Origin of the sequence: Marisediminicola sp. LYQ134, from assembly GCF_046599635.1 — a bacterium.
In the GTDB taxonomy this organism is placed as follows: domain Bacteria; phylum Actinomycetota; class Actinomycetes; order Actinomycetales; family Microbacteriaceae; genus Marisediminicola.
Map to the genome: position 1 here is coordinate 1,066,166 of NZ_JBKIWP010000001.1, position 18,164 is coordinate 1,084,329.

At 65.1% G+C, this 18,164-nt stretch carries 12 protein-coding genes; 7 read left to right on the forward strand and 5 right to left on the reverse strand.

The window, feature by feature from the left end; all coding sequences use genetic code 11:
• Positions 1-29 precede the first annotated feature (29 nt).
• From ACLHIH_RS05180 to ACLHIH_RS05200, 5 genes are all read left to right on the forward strand, one after another.
• On the forward strand, positions 30-1,193 hold the full coding sequence (locus ACLHIH_RS05180; RefSeq protein ID WP_411315630.1) for a DUF1972 domain-containing protein: 1,164 nt from the start codon (positions 30-32) through the stop codon (positions 1,191-1,193).
• Complete coding sequence (locus ACLHIH_RS05185; protein WP_411315631.1) at positions 1,190-2,485, forward strand: glycosyltransferase; 1,296 nt, start codon at positions 1,190-1,192, stop codon at positions 2,483-2,485. The genes ACLHIH_RS05180 and ACLHIH_RS05185 overlap by 4 nt, the downstream gene beginning before the upstream one ends.
• Positions 2,485-3,270: a CDP-alcohol phosphatidyltransferase family protein gene (locus ACLHIH_RS05190; protein WP_411315632.1), complete on the forward strand. Its 786-nt coding sequence runs from the start codon at positions 2,485-2,487 to the stop codon at positions 3,268-3,270. Before ACLHIH_RS05185 ends, ACLHIH_RS05190 begins: the two co-directional genes overlap by 1 nt.
• A gap of 105 nt (positions 3,271-3,375) precedes the next feature.
• Positions 3,376-3,963, forward strand: coding sequence for a hypothetical protein (locus ACLHIH_RS05195; protein ID WP_411315633.1), 588 nt, complete (start codon positions 3,376-3,378; stop codon positions 3,961-3,963).
• 336 nt (positions 3,964-4,299) lie between these two features.
• Positions 4,300-9,546: a PKD domain-containing protein gene (locus tag ACLHIH_RS05200; RefSeq protein WP_411315634.1), complete on the forward strand. Its 5,247-nt coding sequence runs from the start codon at positions 4,300-4,302 to the stop codon at positions 9,544-9,546.
• An 80-nt stretch (positions 9,547-9,626) separates the two neighbouring features.
• Here ACLHIH_RS05200 and ACLHIH_RS05205 read toward each other — a convergent pair whose 3' ends face one another.
• From ACLHIH_RS05205 to ACLHIH_RS05215, 3 genes are read right to left on the reverse strand one after another with little or no spacing between them, the layout of a single operon-like run.
• Positions 9,627-10,655, reverse strand: a complete 1,029-nt coding sequence (locus ACLHIH_RS05205) for a glycosyltransferase family 4 protein (protein ID WP_411315635.1) — start codon at positions 10,653-10,655, stop codon at positions 9,627-9,629.
• Positions 10,642-11,988 (reverse strand): lipopolysaccharide biosynthesis protein, encoded by a 1,347-nt coding sequence (locus ACLHIH_RS05210; protein WP_411315636.1) that lies wholly within the window; start codon positions 11,986-11,988, stop codon positions 10,642-10,644. Before ACLHIH_RS05210 ends, ACLHIH_RS05205 begins: the two co-directional genes overlap by 14 nt.
• Positions 11,985-13,124, reverse strand: coding sequence for a glycosyltransferase family 4 protein (locus ACLHIH_RS05215; protein ID WP_411315637.1), 1,140 nt, complete (start codon positions 13,122-13,124; stop codon positions 11,985-11,987). The genes ACLHIH_RS05210 and ACLHIH_RS05215 overlap by 4 nt, the downstream gene beginning before the upstream one ends.
• A 147-nt stretch (positions 13,125-13,271) precedes the next feature.
• Here ACLHIH_RS05215 and ACLHIH_RS05220 point away from each other — a divergent pair, with 147 nt between their 5' ends.
• The gene (locus ACLHIH_RS05220; RefSeq protein ID WP_411315638.1) at positions 13,272-14,558 is read left to right on the forward strand and encodes a hypothetical protein; all 1,287 of its coding nucleotides are present in this window, start codon (positions 13,272-13,274) and stop codon (positions 14,556-14,558) included.
• Here ACLHIH_RS05220 and ACLHIH_RS05225 read toward each other — a convergent pair.
• Entirely contained in the window at positions 14,555-15,991 is a 1,437-nt protein-coding gene (locus tag ACLHIH_RS05225) for a polysaccharide biosynthesis tyrosine autokinase (protein WP_411315639.1), read from the reverse strand. The two genes, ACLHIH_RS05220 and ACLHIH_RS05225, sit on opposite strands and share 4 nt — an antisense overlap.
• 203 nt (positions 15,992-16,194) lie before the next feature.
• Here ACLHIH_RS05225 and ACLHIH_RS05230 point away from each other — a divergent pair, with 203 nt between their 5' ends.
• Positions 16,195-17,142: a glycosyltransferase gene (locus ACLHIH_RS05230; RefSeq protein WP_411316321.1), complete on the forward strand. Its 948-nt coding sequence runs from the start codon at positions 16,195-16,197 to the stop codon at positions 17,140-17,142.
• On the opposite strand, the gene ACLHIH_RS05235 is transcribed toward ACLHIH_RS05230, so the two are convergent.
• Positions 17,097-18,062: a glycosyltransferase family 2 protein gene (locus tag ACLHIH_RS05235; RefSeq protein WP_411315640.1), complete on the reverse strand. Its 966-nt coding sequence runs from the start codon at positions 18,060-18,062 to the stop codon at positions 17,097-17,099. The two genes, ACLHIH_RS05230 and ACLHIH_RS05235, sit on opposite strands and share 46 nt — an antisense overlap.
• Positions 18,063-18,164: the final 102 nt, after the last annotated feature.

An 18,164-nucleotide genomic window follows, 5' to 3' on the forward strand; every position in this document is an offset into this window, starting at 1 on the left:
CTCTCAGCGACAGTCCCCTGTCCATTGCGATGATCGGCACGCGTGGTGTTCCCGCCGCGTACGGCGGATTCGAAACGGCGATCGATGAGATCGGTCGCCGGCTCGTTGCCCGCGGTCACCGCGTCACCGTCTACTGCCGCTTCGCGCCGGGAGAGAAGAAGCGGACTCACGCCGGCATGAGACTGGTGCATCTCCCCGCGCTTCGCGTCAAAGTCGCCGAGACGCTCAGTCACACCGCCCTGTCCATCGTGCACACCCTCGTCGGTCGCAAGACGGATGCCGCTTTCGTCTTCAACGCGGCCAATTCGCCGTTCCTCCCCTTGCTGCGGTTTCGTCGAATTCCCGTCGCACTCCACATGGACGGCCTCGAGTGGAAGCGGGGTAAGTGGGGTCCGACCGGACAGAAGTACTACCGCCTCGCAGAGCAGCTCGGGGTGCGGTGGGCGGATTCCCTCATCGCCGACGCTCAAGGTATCGCCGATTACTACCGTCGGGAGTTCGACGTCCCCACTGAGCTTCTGACCTACGGTGCGCCCATCATCGACGATCCCCACGCGGACCGTCTCGCGGAGCTCGGCCTGGAACCGGGCCGGTTCTCCCTCGTCGTGGCTCGGTTCGAACCGGAAAACCACGTCGACGTCATCGTCGAGGGCTACCGCAAGAGTGCATCGACGCTGCCGTTGGTCGTCGTGGGATCTGCGCCCTACGCCGAGGAGTACACCGCGAAGATCGCGCGGCTCGCAGAGGGCGACGATCGAATCCGACTCGTCGGCGGCATCTGGGATCAGGAGCTCCTCGACGAGCTCTACAGCAACGCGGCGACCTACATCCACGGTCATTCCGTCGGAGGCACGAACCCCTCTCTCCTCCGCGCCATGGGAGCAGGGGCCGCGGTGCTCGCCTTCGACGTCGACTTCAATCGTGAGGTCCTCGGCGGGCACGGGCGATTCTTCTCCCTCCCCGAAGACGTGGCCCACGAGATCGATACCTCCGATTCCGGATCGGGCGCCTCGTCGGACGCCGGGGCACGACTCCGAGAACGGGCGAGATCGGTCTACGACTGGGATCGGGTGACCGACGGATATGAGGCGCTCGCGCGAAAGATTGCCGCTGGCGCGACGACTCGTGGGAGCAGCACGGGTGCGCGCCAGCGGTCGCGCACCCTCCGATCGAATCTCACGAGAACACCATGACCGTCAAGACGGCGTCGCATCGGTCGGAACCTCGCCCCTCGACGCGTGCAGGACGACGCGGGAGGACTGGTTCGACCGTTGTCGTGGCACACCCCGGGGCGGAGCTGTACGGTTCTGATCGCGTTCTGCTCGAAACGGTCACCGCCTTGGGTACCCGGTACGACCGAGTGGTTGTGGCGCTGCCCGAGCACGGCCCGTTGAGCTCGGAGCTCGTCTCCCGCGGAGCTCGCGTGGTCACGATGCGCAGCCCTGTGCTCCGAAAAAGCATCCTCCGCCCTCGGGGGTTCGCCCGCTTCGTCGCCGATCTCGCTGTCGGCACGTGGCAGGGGGTCAGGCTGCTCCGGCGAGAGCGACCGGCATTGATCTTCGTCAACACCGTGACGATCCCGCTCTGGCTCGTCTTGTCACGGATGTCTCGGGTTCCGAGCGTGTGTCATGTGCACGAGGCGGAGGACGGTGCATCCAAGCTCCTGCGTTATCTCCTTGCACTACCGCTGCTTCTCGCGAACCAGATCATCGCGAACAGCCGTTTCAGCGCCGACGTGCTCGGCAAGTCCATCCGACGACTCGGCTCTGCCTCGGTCGTCGTACTGAATGCCGTGCCGGGTCCTCCTCACGCCGAGATGGCTCGCGCGGAGACGAACGCGGGTTTGCGAGTGACCTATGTCGGGCGCATCTCACCCCGTAAGGGTGTCGATGTCGCCGTCGAGGCGGTTGCTCAATTGCGTGCACGGGGAATCAACGCCGTTCTCGACATCTACGGTGCGGTGTTCGCAGGGTACGAATGGTTCGAGGCGGAGCTGAGGGACCGCATCGTCGATCTCGACATGGTCGATTCGGTGCGTTTCCACGGTTTCTGTTCCGATGTGTGGGACGGCATCAGCCGGGGGGATGTCGTCGTCGTTCCGTCGAGACTGGCCGAGCCGTTCGGTAACACTGCGGTCGAAGCCATCTTGAGTGGCAGGCCCGTCGTGGCCAGTGCGATCGGCGGCCTCGTCGAAGCCGTCGACGGCTATCGGTCGGCAGCTCGAGTGCAGCCCGGTGACGCCTCCGCGCTCGCCTCCGCGCTCGATGACGTCCGGCGCAGGTGGGTCGATGTCCGGCAGGATGCATGGTCCGACCGCCAGCTCGCACTCCGACGCCACGATGCCGACCAGTACGGTCTCGAGATTCTCCGCACGATCGATGACGTACACGACAGTGCGCCGCAAACTCCTCGACGAGGGCGGTCCGACTACCCTGTATCGACATCGGCCATGCCTTCGGGCGTCACGAATAGAGATGCACCGTAATGACCAACGCACCGAGCGAGGCGACCCGCAATACAGGGTCCTACCGCGATACCGTCCACCGTCTCGCCTCCGCCCAGAAGAAACGGGCACCTGGTGCTCCGGCCTACTCCGTCTTCGTCAACCGGAAGGTGGGGCGCTACATCGCAGCGTGGGCATATCGAGCCGGCCTGACTCCCAACCAGGTGACCGGCATCAGCGCACTCTTGTCGCTCGCGGCAATCGTTCTCATCGCTACAGTGCACCCCAGCTGGTGGCTTGGCGTGCTCGTCTGGCTCCTCCTCGCGAGCGGCTACGCGTTCGACTCGGCCGACGGCCAGGTCGCGCGACTTCGCGGCGGAGGATCGCCCGCGGGCGAATGGCTCGACCATGTGGTGGACGCGACGAAAATCGTGGCACTGCACGGGGCGGTATTGATTGCGGCGTACAGATTCTTCGACCTGGATAGCGACGCGTGGTTGCTCATACCCCTCGGTTTCGCCCTCGTGGGGTCGGTCTCCTTCTTTGCGATGATCCTCAACGATCTTCTGAAGACGATTCATCGCGGCACGGCCAAAGACACCGGAGCCCCGGCACCTCGCGCTCACTCCCCTCTCCGATCTCTGCTGCTACTCCCCACCGACTACGGTGTCGTGTGCATCGTGTTCGTTCTGCTGGGTGCGCCGATTCTCTTCTTCGTGGGGTACTCACTCCTCTTCGCTGCCGCACTCGGGCACCTCGTGCTTGCCCTGCGAAAGTGGTTCAACGACATGGATACGCTGGGCGACCGCACCTCGACGAACGTTTGAGAGGCTGGGGCAATGACCGATCCCGTGAACGATTCACCTGATGTCCCGACGGGTTCTGGCGCTGGCGGCTCACGTCCCGGCGCGAGGGCTCTCGTCATCGGCGCCGTGGTAGTCGCGCTGGTCGCGATAGTGATCGTCGCGATCATCCTCGGCATGCAGAGGTCTGACGGCAGGGGGGCAGGCGACGACGACGTCGACCCCGGCCCCACTTCGGCGCCCTTCCCCTCCGCCTACCCGACACCCGCCGAGCCGCTCGACCCTGAAGAGCCCGGCGAGCAGGACGGTCAGGATTCCGCAGATCCGCCGCTCGCGCTCGATGAGCCCGGAGAACTCGAGACGGGATTGGCTGCGTCGATCAGCCGACTCGAGGCAGTCGAGGGCGAAGCGACCCTCCCAGGGGAGGTCGCGGGAGCTTCGGTGCGGTTTCGCGTGACCATCGACAATACGACCGAGGAGAGTGTCGATCTCCGCTACACCGTGATCGACGTGTCCTACGGGTCCGATCAGACGCCGGCTCTTGCTCTGACCGAGCCGGGTGGATCCCCCCTCCCTACGGAGGTCGGGGCGGGCGAATCCGTTGAGGGCACGTACGTCTTCCGCGTGCCTGAAGAGGAGCGGGGCTCGGGACGCATCATCGTGGATTACTTCGTGGGCGTTCCGCCGCTCGTCTTCGAAGGCACCTTCCCGGAGTAGTCCCCCCGGAAAACGCCGCTCTGGGTATTGTATTCCGCCTGGTTGAGCGTTTAGGATTCGGGGTGTCTGGGTGTGTTACCCCCACTCCCGGCATCGCTACCCCCGCTTTTCCTTCTACTCTCAGCCCCCTTCACCCGAGTGGGGCAAAGAAGGACGAATCTCGGGCCCGTCTCGCGATCCTCCACTACCCGGTGGCTGATCATCGACGAATCCCCATCCCGTCGACGCTGACGGTGTAACCACAAAGCACTCCTTACCCGAGGTGTGCTGCAGAACCCGACTACAGCACCCCCGGCACATCTCTTTGCCGTCTCATACCCGAACTGAGGCAGTTTCATGCGTTTCACCCCCCTTCGTAGCGCGCGCCCCCTTGCCGTGCTCCTCGCCCTTGTCGTCGCGGCCGGCCCGCTGGTCGCCGTGCAATCAGCCTCCGCAGACACTGCTCCGATCAGCTCGACAGAGCCGACGACCGTGTCATCCGACGCCCTGCCAACAGTGCAGATCGACGGTGTCGTGTGGACGCAGAAGATCGTCGGGAACGTCGTCTTCGTGGGTGGTGAGTTCACGACCGCTCGACCCGCGGGATCCGCGCGGGGCCAGAACACGGTGCAGAGGAGCAACTTCCTCGCATACGACCTGCGCACTGGCGTGTTGATCGATTCGATCGCTCCTCGGTTCAATGCACTCGTTCGCGACATCGAGGTGTCGGCCGACGGGTCTCGCCTCTATGTCGTGGGCAACTTCACGAGTGTCGACGGCGTCGCGAAGTACCGCGTCGCCGCTCTGAACACGGCCACCGGACAGGTCATCGCGGGCTTCAACGCGGGCACGAACGCCCCCGTGGTCTCGGTCGCTGTCACCCCGACGACGGTCTACCTGGGCGGATCGTTCACGAACATCAATTCCACCCCGCGCCTGCGCATCGCGGCCGTCAATGCGACTTCGGGGGCTGTCCTCCCCTTTTCGGCCGCGGCCGCAGACAACTATGTCCGCGGAATCGAAGTCTCGCCCGACCGCTCCAAAATCGTCATCGGCGGCAGCTTCACCTCGGTGAACGGCCAATCGTCTCCGGGCTTCGGGCTCGCCGCGCTCGACGCGACAACTGGTGGGTCGCTGCCGTGGGACGTCGGGCAAGTGGTGCGCAACGGCGGTGCGAGCGCCGCGATCTACAGCCTCTCGTCGGATGGCGACAGTGTGTACGGCACCGGATACCACTTCGGTTCCGGGGGCAACCTCGAGGGCACATTCAAGGCCGACTGGGACCGCGGCGCCATCGACTGGATTGCGGATTGCGCGGGTGACACCTACGACTCTGTCCCCTACGAGGGAGCGGTGTACACCGCGGGCCACCCGCACGACTGTTCCCGCATCGGGGGATGGCCGCAGACCGAGCCCTGGTCGTTCCAGCGCGCCAACGCGTTCCCGATGGAGGCGACGCAGACTCTCGGCTCCGGCAACTTCGCCGGTCAGCCTGCGCCGAGCATCCTCAACTGGCTTCCCGATCTGACCATCGGTTCGTACACCGGATCGAATCAGGCAGCGTGGTCGATCGACGCCGGCAACCGATACGTCGTCCTGGGTGGAGAATTCCCCACGGTCAACGGCGCAGCGCAGCAGGGGCTCGTGCGTTTCGCGATGCCGGAGGTCGCACCCCTGAAGGACGGTCCGCGCTACAGCGGCGCGGAATTCGTCCCGAACGTCTCCTCCCGAGTCGAGGGACAAGCACGCTTGACGTGGCAGACCAACACCGACCGAGACAATCGCAACCTGACCTACCAGGTCATTCGCAACGGGAATCTCGCCGAGCCTGTCCACACGACGGTCGCCGCATCCACCGGCTGGTGGGACCGACCCTCGCTGTCGTTCATCGACACCAACCTGGTTCCCGGACAGACTTACACCTACCGATTGAGGGCCATCGATCCGAACGGCAACGCGGTCCTCGGAGACACCGTCCCCGTGACCGTCGCGGCGGAGGGCTCCCTCTCCGATTACGCCTCCGCCGTACTCAACGACGGCGCCTCCCACTTCTGGCGGGTCGGCTCCGATGCCACCGCCGCCACTGTGGCCGATTGGGCCGGGGTCTCCGATGCCGCTGCGGGCACCGGTGTGACTTTCGGTCAGACCGGCGCGATCGCCGGAGACACCGACACCGCCGCATCGTTCTCCGGAACCACGACGGGGCTCGTCGCTACCAAGTCACCCGTCGAGGGGCCTCAGACCTTCGCAGTCGAGGCCTGGTTCAAGACCACGTCGACCTCCGGGGGAAAGATCGTCGGCTTCGGCAACGCGAACTCCGGCAACTCCAACAGCTACGACCGTCACGTATACATGGACGAGGGCGGGCGCGTGCTCTTCGGTGTGTACCCGGGCAGCTCGCGCATCCTCGAGAGTGCCCCCGGATTCAACGACGGTGAATGGCATCACGTGGTCGGCAACCTGAGCGCCGCGGGTATGCAGCTCTACGTCGACGGTGAACGAGTCGGCCAGCGAACAGACACGACCTCGGCGCAAGCGTATTCCGGTCACTGGAGAATCGGTGGAGACTCGACATGGAGCGGTCAGCCCTACTTCACGGGGAGCATCGACGATGTCGCCGTCTATCCGGCGCCGTTGAATGCGCGACAGGTCAACACCCACTACGTCGCTTCCGGCCGAGGCGAAGCGCTTCCGGCCCCGCCATCCGACTCCTACGGCGCGAGCGTCGTGAGCGAGTCGCCTGAGCTCTACTGGCGATTCAACGAGGCCAGCGGCAATGAGGCGCGGGATTCGGGCGTCAACTCGTCGCCCGGCATCATTTCGGACGGCGTGCAACGCGGCGTCGAGGGTGCTCTGAGCGTCGACGGCAACACCGGTTTCGACTTCGACGGCAACTCGGGACTCGTTTCGACCTCGAACCGCTTCAGCAACCCGCAGTCGTACTCGACCGAACTCTGGTTCAACACGACGACGACGCGCGGAGGCAAGCTCATCGGGTTCGGATCGAACCAGTCGGGCAATTCCGGTTCGTATGATCGGCACGTCTACATGCAGGACAGCGGTCGTCTGGTCTTCGGAACATGGACCGGCCAGGAGAACACCATCGTGACACCCTCGACGTATAACGACGGCGAGTGGCACCACGTCGTCGCGACCCAGTCCGCCGCTGGGCTGCGTCTCTACGTCGACGGACAGTCGGTCGGAACGAACCCCGCGACCGCAGCGGAAGGCTACGACGGTTACTGGCGCGTGGGCGGAGACACCACGTGGGGAGGCTCGTCGACGAACTACTTCGACGGTCGGATCGACGAGGTTGCGATCTACAACGGCGCCCTGTCTGCCGACGTCGTTTCCCGGCACCACGCGCTGCGATCGAACAACGCGCCGCCCTCGGCATCGTTCACGTCGGAACTCGAAGGACTCGTCGGCGCTTTCGACGGATCGGCATCGTCAGACGCAGACGGCACGATCGAGAGTTGGCAGTGGGACTTCGGTGACGGTCGGACCGGTTCGGGTGAAATCGTCAATCACGAGTTCACCAACGCCGGCACCTACGACGTGTCGCTCACCGTCACCGACGACCTGGGTCTCACGGCCAAAACAGTTCAATCGATCTCCGCGGTAGCGCCGAATGTGGCTCCGACGGCGGCGTTCACGTCGACTCTGAGTAACCTCGCCGTCGCGTTCGACGCATCGACCTCGACAGACACAGACGGAACTGTCGAGTCGTATTCGTGGAACTTCGGCGACGGCTCCCCCGCCGCGAGCGGGGCGAGGACGACACACACCTTCGCGGCTGCCGGCACCTACCAGGTGACCCTGACGGTCACCGACAACACCGGAGCAACCGCCACCCGCACCTCCGCGGTCACCGTGACGGCTCCCGCACCCGACCCCGAACCTGAACCCGAGCCCGAACCCGGGGACCCTGCTGCCCTCGCGGTCGATGGATTCGGTCGCACGGTCAGCTCGGGTCTGGGCACCGCCGATCGAGGCGGAAACTGGACGGTCACGGGAACTGCCGCGAACTACAGCGTCGCCGACGGGGTCGCGAGACTCCGCTCGAGTGCTGCAGGAGCAACGGTCAACGCCTACCTCACCGCGGTGTCGTCGACCGACACCGAGGTCCAGGCCATCGTGACTGCGCAGCAGACACCGACAGGCTCGGGCACCTACGCGTCGGTCATCGGTCGTCGGTTGGACAACAGCAACGACTACCGCGCCAGGATCGGGTTCCTCACCGACGGTCGGATCAACGTCGAAGTCAACCGCGGCAGCACGACCCTTCAGGCCGTGCGTGTCTCCGGCCTGACCTATGCCGCGGGAGACCAGCTCCAGATGCGGATGCAGGTCACCGGCACGAACCCCACGACGATTCAGGCCAAGGTCTGGAAAGTCGGAAGTGCTGAGCCCTCGACATGGCAGGTCAGCCGCACCGACACGATGCCGTCACTCCAAACGCCGGGCCACATCGGGCTCGCGTCCTGGGTCGCGTCGAACTCGACGAGTGCCCCCGCGACGACCACCTTCGACGACATCTGGGCCGGAACACCCGGAACCCGAGGAACCGGCTCACCCGCCACCCCCGAGCAGCCTCCGGTAGCCGAGGAACCGGCGAACCGTGCCCCCGCCGCCGCCTACACGGTGGCAGTGAACGATCTCGTGGCAACCTTCGACGGGTCGAGCTCGACGGACTCAGACGGAACCATCACGGCTCGATCCTGGAACTTCGGTGATGGTTCGGCTCCGGTCTCGGGCACAACCGTTTCGCACGCCTTCGCCGTGGCCGGCACCTATCAGGTGACGTTGACGGTGACCGACGACCGGGGCGCCACGAACGCGATCACGAAGCCCGTGACCGTGACTGCACCCGCGACGACGCCCGCCGACCCCCAACCGGAGCCGGAGCCCGAGCCGGAGCCCGAGCCCGAGCCTGAGCCCGAGCCCGAGCCCGCACCCGGTGATCCGAACGCCTTTGCGATCGACGACTTCGCTCGAACAGTCGAAGCAGGTCTCGGCTCGGCCAGCAAGGGAGGCTCCTGGACGGTCACCGGTTCGGCGACGAACTACTCCGTCGCAGACGGAGCCGCTCGACTGCGTGCGAGCAGCCCGGGAGCGACCGTCAACGCCTACCTCACGGACTCGGCGTCGGTCGATACCGAGGTGCGCGCGGTTGTGACCGCGGCACAGGCGGCGACGGGTTCGGGAACCTACGCCTCGGTGATCGGTCGTCGACTCGACACCGGCGCCGACTACCGCGCGAGGATCGGGTTCCTCACCGACGGACGCATCAATCTCGAGGTGAACCGGGGGTCGAGCACCCTCCACGCGGTCCGTGTGACGGGACTCACCTACGTCCCCGGTGAACAGCTCAATATGCGGATGCAGGTCGTCGGAACGAGTCCGACCACCATTCGAGCGAAGGTGTGGCGCGTCGGGGCCGAAGAGCCGGCCGCGTGGCAGATCAGCAGGACCGATACGACTGCGGCGCTTCAGAGTCCCGGGCACATCGGTCTTGCGACCTGGCTGTCATCGAATTCGACGACCGCACCGGTGGTCGTGACCTTCGACGATGTCTGGGCAGGAGTCCCGCGCGAGAATTAACGGTCGCGATGACCACGAGGGGTGGATGGCGAGAGCCATCCACCCCTCTTCCGTATCGAGAAGGCGCGTGTGCTAATCACTCAGCTGCGGGCGATGATCCGCGACAGCCGCCCGGCGAGATGCGCAGTCGTCATGTCGTCCTCCACCGCCGCGCGGGCAGCCCGCCCGAGATCGGCGGCGACATCCGGCGCTCGAAGGAGGTCGAGCACTGCGGCCGCCACCGACGAACCATCCCCCACGGTAGCCAATCGACCGGTCTCACCGTCCTGGACGTAGTCATCCATTCCGGGCGTGGATGTGACCACCACCGGACGCCCCACGCTCATCGATTCGAGCGCGACGGTCATCCCCGACACGTGGAGATTCGGACGCGTTGCAATCGCAACGACGCTCGCCCGGCGGTAGAAGTCCCGGAGCTCCCGGTGAGACACGTGCGGGATTGCCACTACGCCCGGCGGTACCGGGAGGGCTGACGTCGTTTGGACGACGAGTTCGGCGTCGGGACGCTCGATCGCAATCTGCTCGAAGGCCTCGAGGAGAGTGCCGGCATCGCGATCCCGATCTCCCCCGGCGCTGAAGACCATCGGGGACCGCGGATACGGCGAGGGTGAGAAGAACCGCGGGTCCACACCGAATCTGACGAAATCGATCGGAGGCGACGACGGGCCGAGGAATCGTCGTAGAGGATCGATCTGCGCGCGACTCAGTACCCAGATCGATTCCATGGCGAGAAGGCTCCTGCGCATCGCAGAATACCCACCTGGCGATCGCTCGAGGAGATCAGTCAGCCAGATGACTCCGGTGTGCATCAGCGCGTGTCCCCCCGCGAGGACCATTCGATGGGCGGTGTTCTCATCCCAGGTCACGCCGACGGTGCGCTCGCGCCGCGAGGAGATCGGGCGCACAGTCACCCTGTTGCGAAGCTTCTGAAACACCGTGGGGGCGTCGAGGGAACGGATCGCCACCGCTTTCGTCGGGTGGGTGATCGCCTCGAGCCCGTACGGCCATCGACCAGGCACCTCTCCCGCCGCGTTCCGATCTGACCAGGCCGAGACGTTTCTCTCGGCGGGGAAGGCGATATCGACTCGGCCAGAGTCATTGATCGACATAGGTGGAATTCTCCTGAGCGCGGCGTTTCTTGAGGTCATTGAGCACGTAGAACAAGTTGGGGAGCACCTGACACAGCAGAACGGCTATGGCCGATCCGATGACCGTTCCTCCCGCCCCCACAAGCCCGATCAACCACCACGAGATACCGATGTTCAGGGGGATCATGAGGACGATGGGAACCACCTGAAACACGAGGCCCTGTTTGTCTGTCATATACATACCGATGGGGTATTTGGCGGCCTGCAAGCCCACGAACGCGATGAAGCCGCCGAGCAACCAGCCGTCGAATTCGAGTTGACCGTCCGAGACGAAGGCGACGATCCACGGCGAGACCACGCCGAGGGCGCCCCCCAAGACGACCCCACCCAGCAGGAAATAGAGGGTGGGAACGATAGGGGAATCGATTCTCGCGTCTGACCTCGCCCGGGCGTAGATCGGCCACAGTGCGACGCCTGCGGCGGCGATGGTCTGGAGGATGATGCCGAAGAGCTGAGCGGCAAGGTTGTATCGAGCCAATTCGTCGCTGTCGGCCAGGTGACTCAGGAGAAGACGATCGGATTGCATGGCCACCGGTAGGGCGACCATCTGCACGAGCATCGGCCAGGCGAGGCCGATGACAGCGACTCCGCGCACGCTCTTCAATCGGAAAACGTCGCGCATCGCATTCTTCAACTGAGGCGACATCGCCTTCGCCGCAATGATGAGGCAGATGACCGAGACCAGCGCGTTGCCGATGTAGGAGAAGACTGCGAGAAAGCTCCCCGCCGGCGCCGAGAGCGCGAGAACAGTGAGAACGCTCAGGATCATGAACGGGGCGACAACGGATTGGCTCGCCACCTGGGTCGTCGTCTTGCCCAAACCGACGAGGATGCGCTGCCCGACGGTGAGGGGAAGAACGAGTCCGAAAACGGCGAGGCACAGGAACGCCGCGAGGCTACCGCCTTCCGGGAGGAGGGCGTTGCCCAGCAACAGCGGCCACCATCCGAGGGCGGTGATGACCACGCCGACGAGGATGATGATGCCCCCCGACACGATGAGGATGCGGAATGCCGTCGTGACCGCCCTGCGCACGTAGTCGTCACTGCGAGGGTTCTTGGACCCCGCGATCGCGTTGATCACGACGGCCGCGATACCGAGGTCGGCGAACGGGAGCAGCGCGGGGAAGCTCGCCAGGAGACCGTACTGGGCGTAGGCGTCGGTGCCGAAGTGCTGGATGATGAGCCTGCTCGTGACGATTCCGAGAACGCCCGACAGCCCCATGACGACGAGCTTCGCCATGGCGGTGTTGCCGACGACTTTCCACAGGTGGGGTCTCGGGTCCGTGCTCGTCACCGCGGTGGTCCGACGCGGCTGATCACGGGGGTCTCCGGCGCTGCGAAGAGCCAATCGTCGGCCTCGAGCCGACCGTCGCGCGCAGGGAGGGTTGCGAGGACCTCGTCAGCTGACCGGCGACGGATGAGTCGATCCACGATGGCCCGAGCGAGATCGCCGGGTCCCGCGTCGGAGTCGACGACACCGTGCCCGTGGCTGTCGAGCCACGAGGCGAGTCCTGTTTCGCGAGTCGTCACAACCGTTGTGCCGTGCGCCAATCCTTCGACGATCGGGAGCCCCACCTGCTCCCGCCACGTGGCGCTCGCCTGCGAGGGAAGAACGAGCACTGCCGATCTGCGCAGTTCGGTATGAATATCGCTGCGGTCGGGGTCGATGTGCAGGGAGACCGACGCGGTGCTGTCTGTCGCCGCGCGCGCGACCGATTCGAGCGGACCTTTTCCCAGGATGCGAAGGCGGGCTGAGGGATGCAACGCGAGAACGTGCTCCCATGCTTCGAGCACGAGCGGAAATCCTTTGCGCTCCACGAGAGCGCCGAGGAACACGACGGTGTCGGCGTCTCGGGCGACCTGAATGCATTCGCACGCAGCAGGGAGGGCCTCGATGACCGTCGATCGAGCGCCCGACCGGCCGTCGCCCAGAACGTCACCATAGAGTGCTCGAGCGTCCGAGGTGCCGAAGGCCACGCGATCGACTCTCTTCATCACGTACCGTGCGAGAACTCGCTCACCCCGTCGCCGCAACCGTGTTCTCAGTCGCGCGCCGGTCGGCATCTGAGCGAACGGGTCGGAGTTCCCGATCGCGTACGTGACGACGTCTGGTCGACGTCGCGGGTTGCCTGCGTACCGCAGGCGAAGTGCCGCGATAGTCAGCGAGCTCGTGAGGAGACTCGACAACATGAGTGGTTCGTTGATCTCGACGACGTCCAAGTCGGAGCGTGCGATGAGAAAGGCTGTCTCGATCGGCGACGCCCGCATGAGCTCGATGCCCTTCGCCGCGCTCTCATCGAAGTCGTAGCGCTGAACCTGGTACACGATCGCGGCGGTGCCAAGCTCGTGGGCGCGCTCGAGGTGTGCCGTGCGGATCGATTGGTAAAGTCGAACGCGACGGGCTTCGATGCGAATGTTTCGGGCAAACAAATCGCTTTCCTCCTGCCGATATCCGATAATCATATCGGCGGTGTCGTACCGGAAGGCGCTGCCGCGGGACTCTCGAGCAGCACGGTCCTGCATCGAGGCCGACCGGTCCCGCCGCGGTAGAGAGATGGCACATTAACCATGCACACCGTGGCCGAGCGAGCGCAGTCGGTTCTCCGAGCGCAACCTTCTGCAACGACCATGAATCGCATTGCGGCAGGCGCGGCCATCGTGGCGCTCGCGGCTCGTGTCGAGATCATCCATGGCGTGACCATCGGGTTCATCGTGTGCATCCTTCTCGCGCCGCTGTGGCTGCGGGTGCTCGCGAAGTATTCCGGGGCATGGACTCTTCTGATCGTCGGACTCGTCGCGATCGCTTCCGGGCTGTGGCTCACCGAATTCTCGTCGGTTGACCATGCGGTCAGTCTGAGTGTCATGCTTCGCAACTCGTCGCTCGTTGGCGAGATCGTCTTCGGCGCTGGTGTGATCATGTGGGCGAGAACACTGATGTCCGATCACAGTGTGGGGCTCCTCTTCGGGCTGGGTCTTCTCGCAAGCGTCTCCCCCTCGAGCCCGCTGTTCGCGACGAACCCGTGGAAGTTCGGATTCTCTGTCGCGGTCACCGTCATCGTGCTGGCGCTCGCACAGCGGATCGGCAAGCGATGGCTTGAAGTCGTTCTCCTCGCGGCGCTCGTGGTGATCTCCGCGGTCACCGATGGTCGGTCCTCTTTCGGCATCGTCTTGATCGCGCTTGTGCTTGTCGCCTGGCAGTCCAGGCCCTCATCGCTCAGTCGTCCCCGTTCGGCAGTTGCGATCGCGAGCGGAGGCGCCGGGCTGATTCTCGCGGTTTACGCTCTCGGGCAGGCCCTGATCCTGGACGGATACCTCGGAGAAGCGACTCAGCAACGGACCGCCGAACAGGTCAATGCCGCTGGATCCATCATCGTGGGCGGACGCCCGGAGATCGCCGCCACTCTCGCCCTCATGCGGGACAGTCCCTGGGGATTCGGCTCAGGAACTCAGCCGTCCCTGAGCGACATCCTGGCCGCCAAGTCGGGCATGGCGGACATCAATTACGCGCCGAATAACGGCTACGTCGAGCGCTACATGTTCGGGTCGCAGTTCGAACTGCACTCGATTGCGGGAAATCTGTGGGCAGCGTTCGGACTCGCCGGGATCGCCTTGGCTGCGGTGATGATCGTGCTCGTGGTCAGAGGCATGAGCGTCGGAATCGCCACATCGGCAGCGAGCGGTCTGTTTCTCTTCGTTGCCCTCAAGACCCTGTGGAACCTTCCCTTCAGCCCCCTGTCATCCTCCGCACCGCTGCTCATCCTCGCGCTCGGCCTCGCAATGACCGCTCGAGGCACCCCCACCCTCGCCGACGCGACCCCGCGAATAGAGCGATCGCCGAAGCGTCGGCCTCGACGACCCGTCTAGGGTCGAGGTCCGCGCGAGGCCGTCGGAGTGATGGGCTCGATGTCACTCGGCTCGACGGGAGCGGCTGCCTGATCTTGCGGCGGTGTCGCGGCCTTCTGGTCTTCACCGCGCCCGTAGTAGGAGTTCGCCCGCGAGGGCTTCGAGCGGTTCAGGACGACCCCGAGAACACGGCTGTTCACCGCGTCCAGCGCCTCGAGTGTCGACGTCAGCTCATTCCGCTTCGTCACGCCCACGCGCGAGATAACGATCGCCCCATCGACGAGCGGTGCCAGCGCGAGCGCGTCGCTCACGGGCAGCAGTGGCGGGCTGTCGATGACGACGAAGTCGTAGTGCGGTTCGATCTCGGCGATGAGCGTGGCCATCGCGGCGGAGGTGAGGAGCTGCACCGGGTTCGGCGGCACGATTCCCGAGGGGATGATGTCGATCGCGTCGCCCCACCTCTGGACCGCGAGATCGAACGAGGATGTGCCGAGGAGGACAGACGTGAGTCCGACGTCTCCGTCGATCTCGCAATACTGGGCGACGGCGGGACGCCGGAGGTCCGCGTCGATGAGGAGGACGGTTCGACCGGCCTCCGCCATGGCGAGTGCGAGGTTGATGGAGGTGACGGTCTTGCCGGCACCCGCGCTCGCCGACGTGACGACGACCGAACGAGACACTTCGTCGATGTCCGCGAAAGCGAGGTTGGTGCGGAGTCGCCGATAGTCCTCGGCCGCCGACGATCGCGGTGCAACACGCATGACGACACCCGCCGTCCCGCGCTTCATCTGCGCGATGGAGCCCAGAACGGGAACGTCGGTGAGGCGAGCGATATCTGCCTTGGAACGAACGCGAGTGTCGAGCAGCACCCGACCGAAGGCGTACGTGACTCCGAGCGCGAGCCCGGCCAGTAGCCCCGACACCACGATGAGACGCACGTTGGGTGAGGCGGGCGCGCTCGGGGTCTGTGCGGGAGAGACCGTCTCCATGATGATGGATGGGTTGCCCTCCTCATCCGCCGGTGAGAGGTCTTCGGCGGTGCGCGCGAGCGAGTCTGTGACGGCGTCGGCGATCCGCGCGGCTTGCGCGGCACTCCCGTTCTGCACGGTGATCTCGATGATGACGGTGTTGATCGGCGCGTCGGCGGTGATGGACCGCGCGAGCGCTTGCGGCGACGTGTCGAGGTTCAGCCTGTCGATGACTGGATTCAAGACGGCGGGGGTGGTGGCGAGAGTCGCGTAGGTCTGGACCAGGTTCTGGGTGAAGGTCGACCCCTGGAGGAGCTCGCTCGAAGTCTCTCCGCGCTGTGAGGACACGAAAACGCTGCTCCGCGCTTGATACAGGGTCGGCATCGTCGACGCGAAGACGAGCCCGGCGATCGTGCCCACAACGCCGAGCGCGAGGATCAGGTATTTGTACTTGCGCAGTGTCGCGACGTATTCAGGCGAGTCCACTGAATCCTCCGGCTCATCGTGGGCACAGGCGCGCTGGCACGACCCCCGTGGTGATCTTGGCGCTACCCAAGAATTGATAGCTTAGGCATAGATCAGTTATGCGGATGTGACGGGAGTGCATCGTGTCACCCAGTAGCGAGCCCCGGATCATCGTTCAGCAGTCTTTCCCCGCACCGCGGGAAACGACGAATCCCTACATCGTGATGCTGAGGGACGAACTCGTCGCGGCTCCCGATGTCGAGCTGAAGACGTTCTCCTGGCGCAGCGCGCTGCTGACACGATTCGACGTCTTCCACGCCCACTGGCCGGAGAACCTCTTGGCGGGTTCCTCGACGATCAAGAGCGGCGTCCGGCGCTTTCTCACGCTTCTGCTCTTGGTCAAGCTGCGAGTCGGGCGAGTCGCGGTCGTGAGGACCATGCACAATCTCGAACTCCCGTCCGGTCTCTCCCGGTTCGATGATTTCGTCCTGCGCCGATTGGACGCGATGACGACCTTGCGCATCCGATTGAATGACAGCACGCCGACGGAGGCGGGGCGCGACTACGCCCTCATCCCCCACGGCCACTACCGCGACTGGTTCGGCCGGTTCGAGAAGAGGCCCCCGGTTCCGGGGCGGCTGGCCTATTTCGGGCTGATTCGTCGTTATAAAGGGGTTGAACTTCTCGTCGAGAGATTCCACACCTTGGACTCGTCCTTCTCGCTCCACATCGGCGGGAAACCGTCGTCAGCGGAGATCCGACAGACCCTCGAGGACGCTGCCGGTGCGGACGACCGGATCAGCCTCGACTTGCGCTACCTCTCCGACGCCGATCTCGTCTCCATCGCCACCGAAGCCGAACTCGTGGTCCTTCCCTACCGATTCATGCACAACTCGGGAGGAGCCTTGGCGGCGCTCTCGCTCGGGACGCCCGTGCTCGTTCCCGCCAATGACGTCAACGCCCGTCTGGCGGCCGAAGTCGGATCGGGTTGGGTCATGCAATACGAGGGTGATCTGACGTCGGCAGCGATCGAAGAGGCCCACCGATCCGCGACGCCGCGCCCGCCCACCCCGCCCGACCTGAGCGGCAGAGCATGGTCCACGGCGGGCCGAGATCACGTCGCGGCCTATCGCCGGGCGGTGGCTCTCGTCGGCCGCGCGTATTCGCGGTAGCCGAACCCCCACGAACCCGCTGCCATTCCGGCTCCGCGCGCGAGCGTTCGGACGCCCCGCGCTCGGTGACCCTGGTCGAGAGTCGCGCAACCGATCGTGATGCGTGCGAGGCCGACTCCGATCCGGATGATCCCTTCGACGGTCACGCGAGCTCGCACGAGAGCGGCAGTCCGCTTCGTCTTCGCCAGCTTCACGCCCGTCAGCGCCCAACTGTTGCCACTGCTGAATGCGCGCAGAACCACCCACCGTCGAGTCGACCTCGCTCGAGGCACCACGTCGGTGACGATGGCCTCGTCGCACCACACCATCGTGCCGCCCGACGCCCGCAGCTGACGCGTGAACATGGTGTCGTCACCGCCCGTCAGTCCGAAGGCGAGATCGAACTCGAGGTTGTGACGTCGAACGAACGACATGTCGAGAAGCAGGTTATTGGTGGCCGCGACATCGATGCGGGTTCCTGTTGCAAGTCGTCGGCGCTGGAAGAAACGACCGGCGACGATCCAGGGCTCTGGCTGTCTCTCGAACTCGGAGATGACGGGGCCCACGACCGCAGTGGCGTCAAATCTCTCCCGCGCAGCGAGAAGGTTCGTCAGCCATCCGGGGGTCGGTCTCTCATCGTCATCGATGAAGACGAGGAGATCACTCGCCCCGCACTCCGCCAACGCGCGATTGCGCGCGGCGGAGATGCCCGGGTGCGTCTCGTTGACGTATCGGACCTCGATGGAACGGGCCGCGCTGGACGAGCCGAAACTCTGCACGTGAGAGTGCGCCCCTCCGACGGGATCGTTGTCCACGACCAGGACATCGATGTACCTGATGTCCGTCGTCACCTCGCTGGCATGCTCGGCGAGGAGGGGCAGGATGGCAGCGAGGTCACGATCCCGCTGATACGTGAGAACCGCGATGGTCAGTGTCGTCACGCCCCTCCCGGAGGGTGCGGAGGGCGGGGTGTCCATGGATGTCCGTTCGTCGGCGATTCGATCGCCGCGCGACCTGAGACCATTATCCTGGTCGAGGGCTTT

Bases quoted from the DNA above. Each gene is read 5' to 3' on its own strand.
- ACLHIH_RS05190 (WP_411315632.1), top strand. From the start codon at position 2,485: ATGACCAACGCACCGAGCGAGGCGACCCGCAATACAGGGTCCTACCGC.
- ACLHIH_RS05180 (WP_411315630.1), top strand. From the start codon at position 30: ATGATCGGCACGCGTGGTGTTCCCGCCGCGTACGGCGGATTCGAAACG.
- ACLHIH_RS05200 (WP_411315634.1), top strand. From the start codon at position 4,300: ATGCGTTTCACCCCCCTTCGTAGCGCGCGCCCCCTTGCCGTGCTCCTC.
- ACLHIH_RS05230 (WP_411316321.1), top strand. From the start codon at position 16,195: ATGCTGAGGGACGAACTCGTCGCGGCTCCCGATGTCGAGCTGAAGACG.
- ACLHIH_RS05205 (WP_411315635.1), bottom strand. From the start codon at position 10,655: ATGTCGATCAATGACTCTGGCCGAGTCGATATCGCCTTCCCCGCCGAG.
- ACLHIH_RS05185 (WP_411315631.1), top strand. From the start codon at position 1,190: ATGACCGTCAAGACGGCGTCGCATCGGTCGGAACCTCGCCCCTCGACG.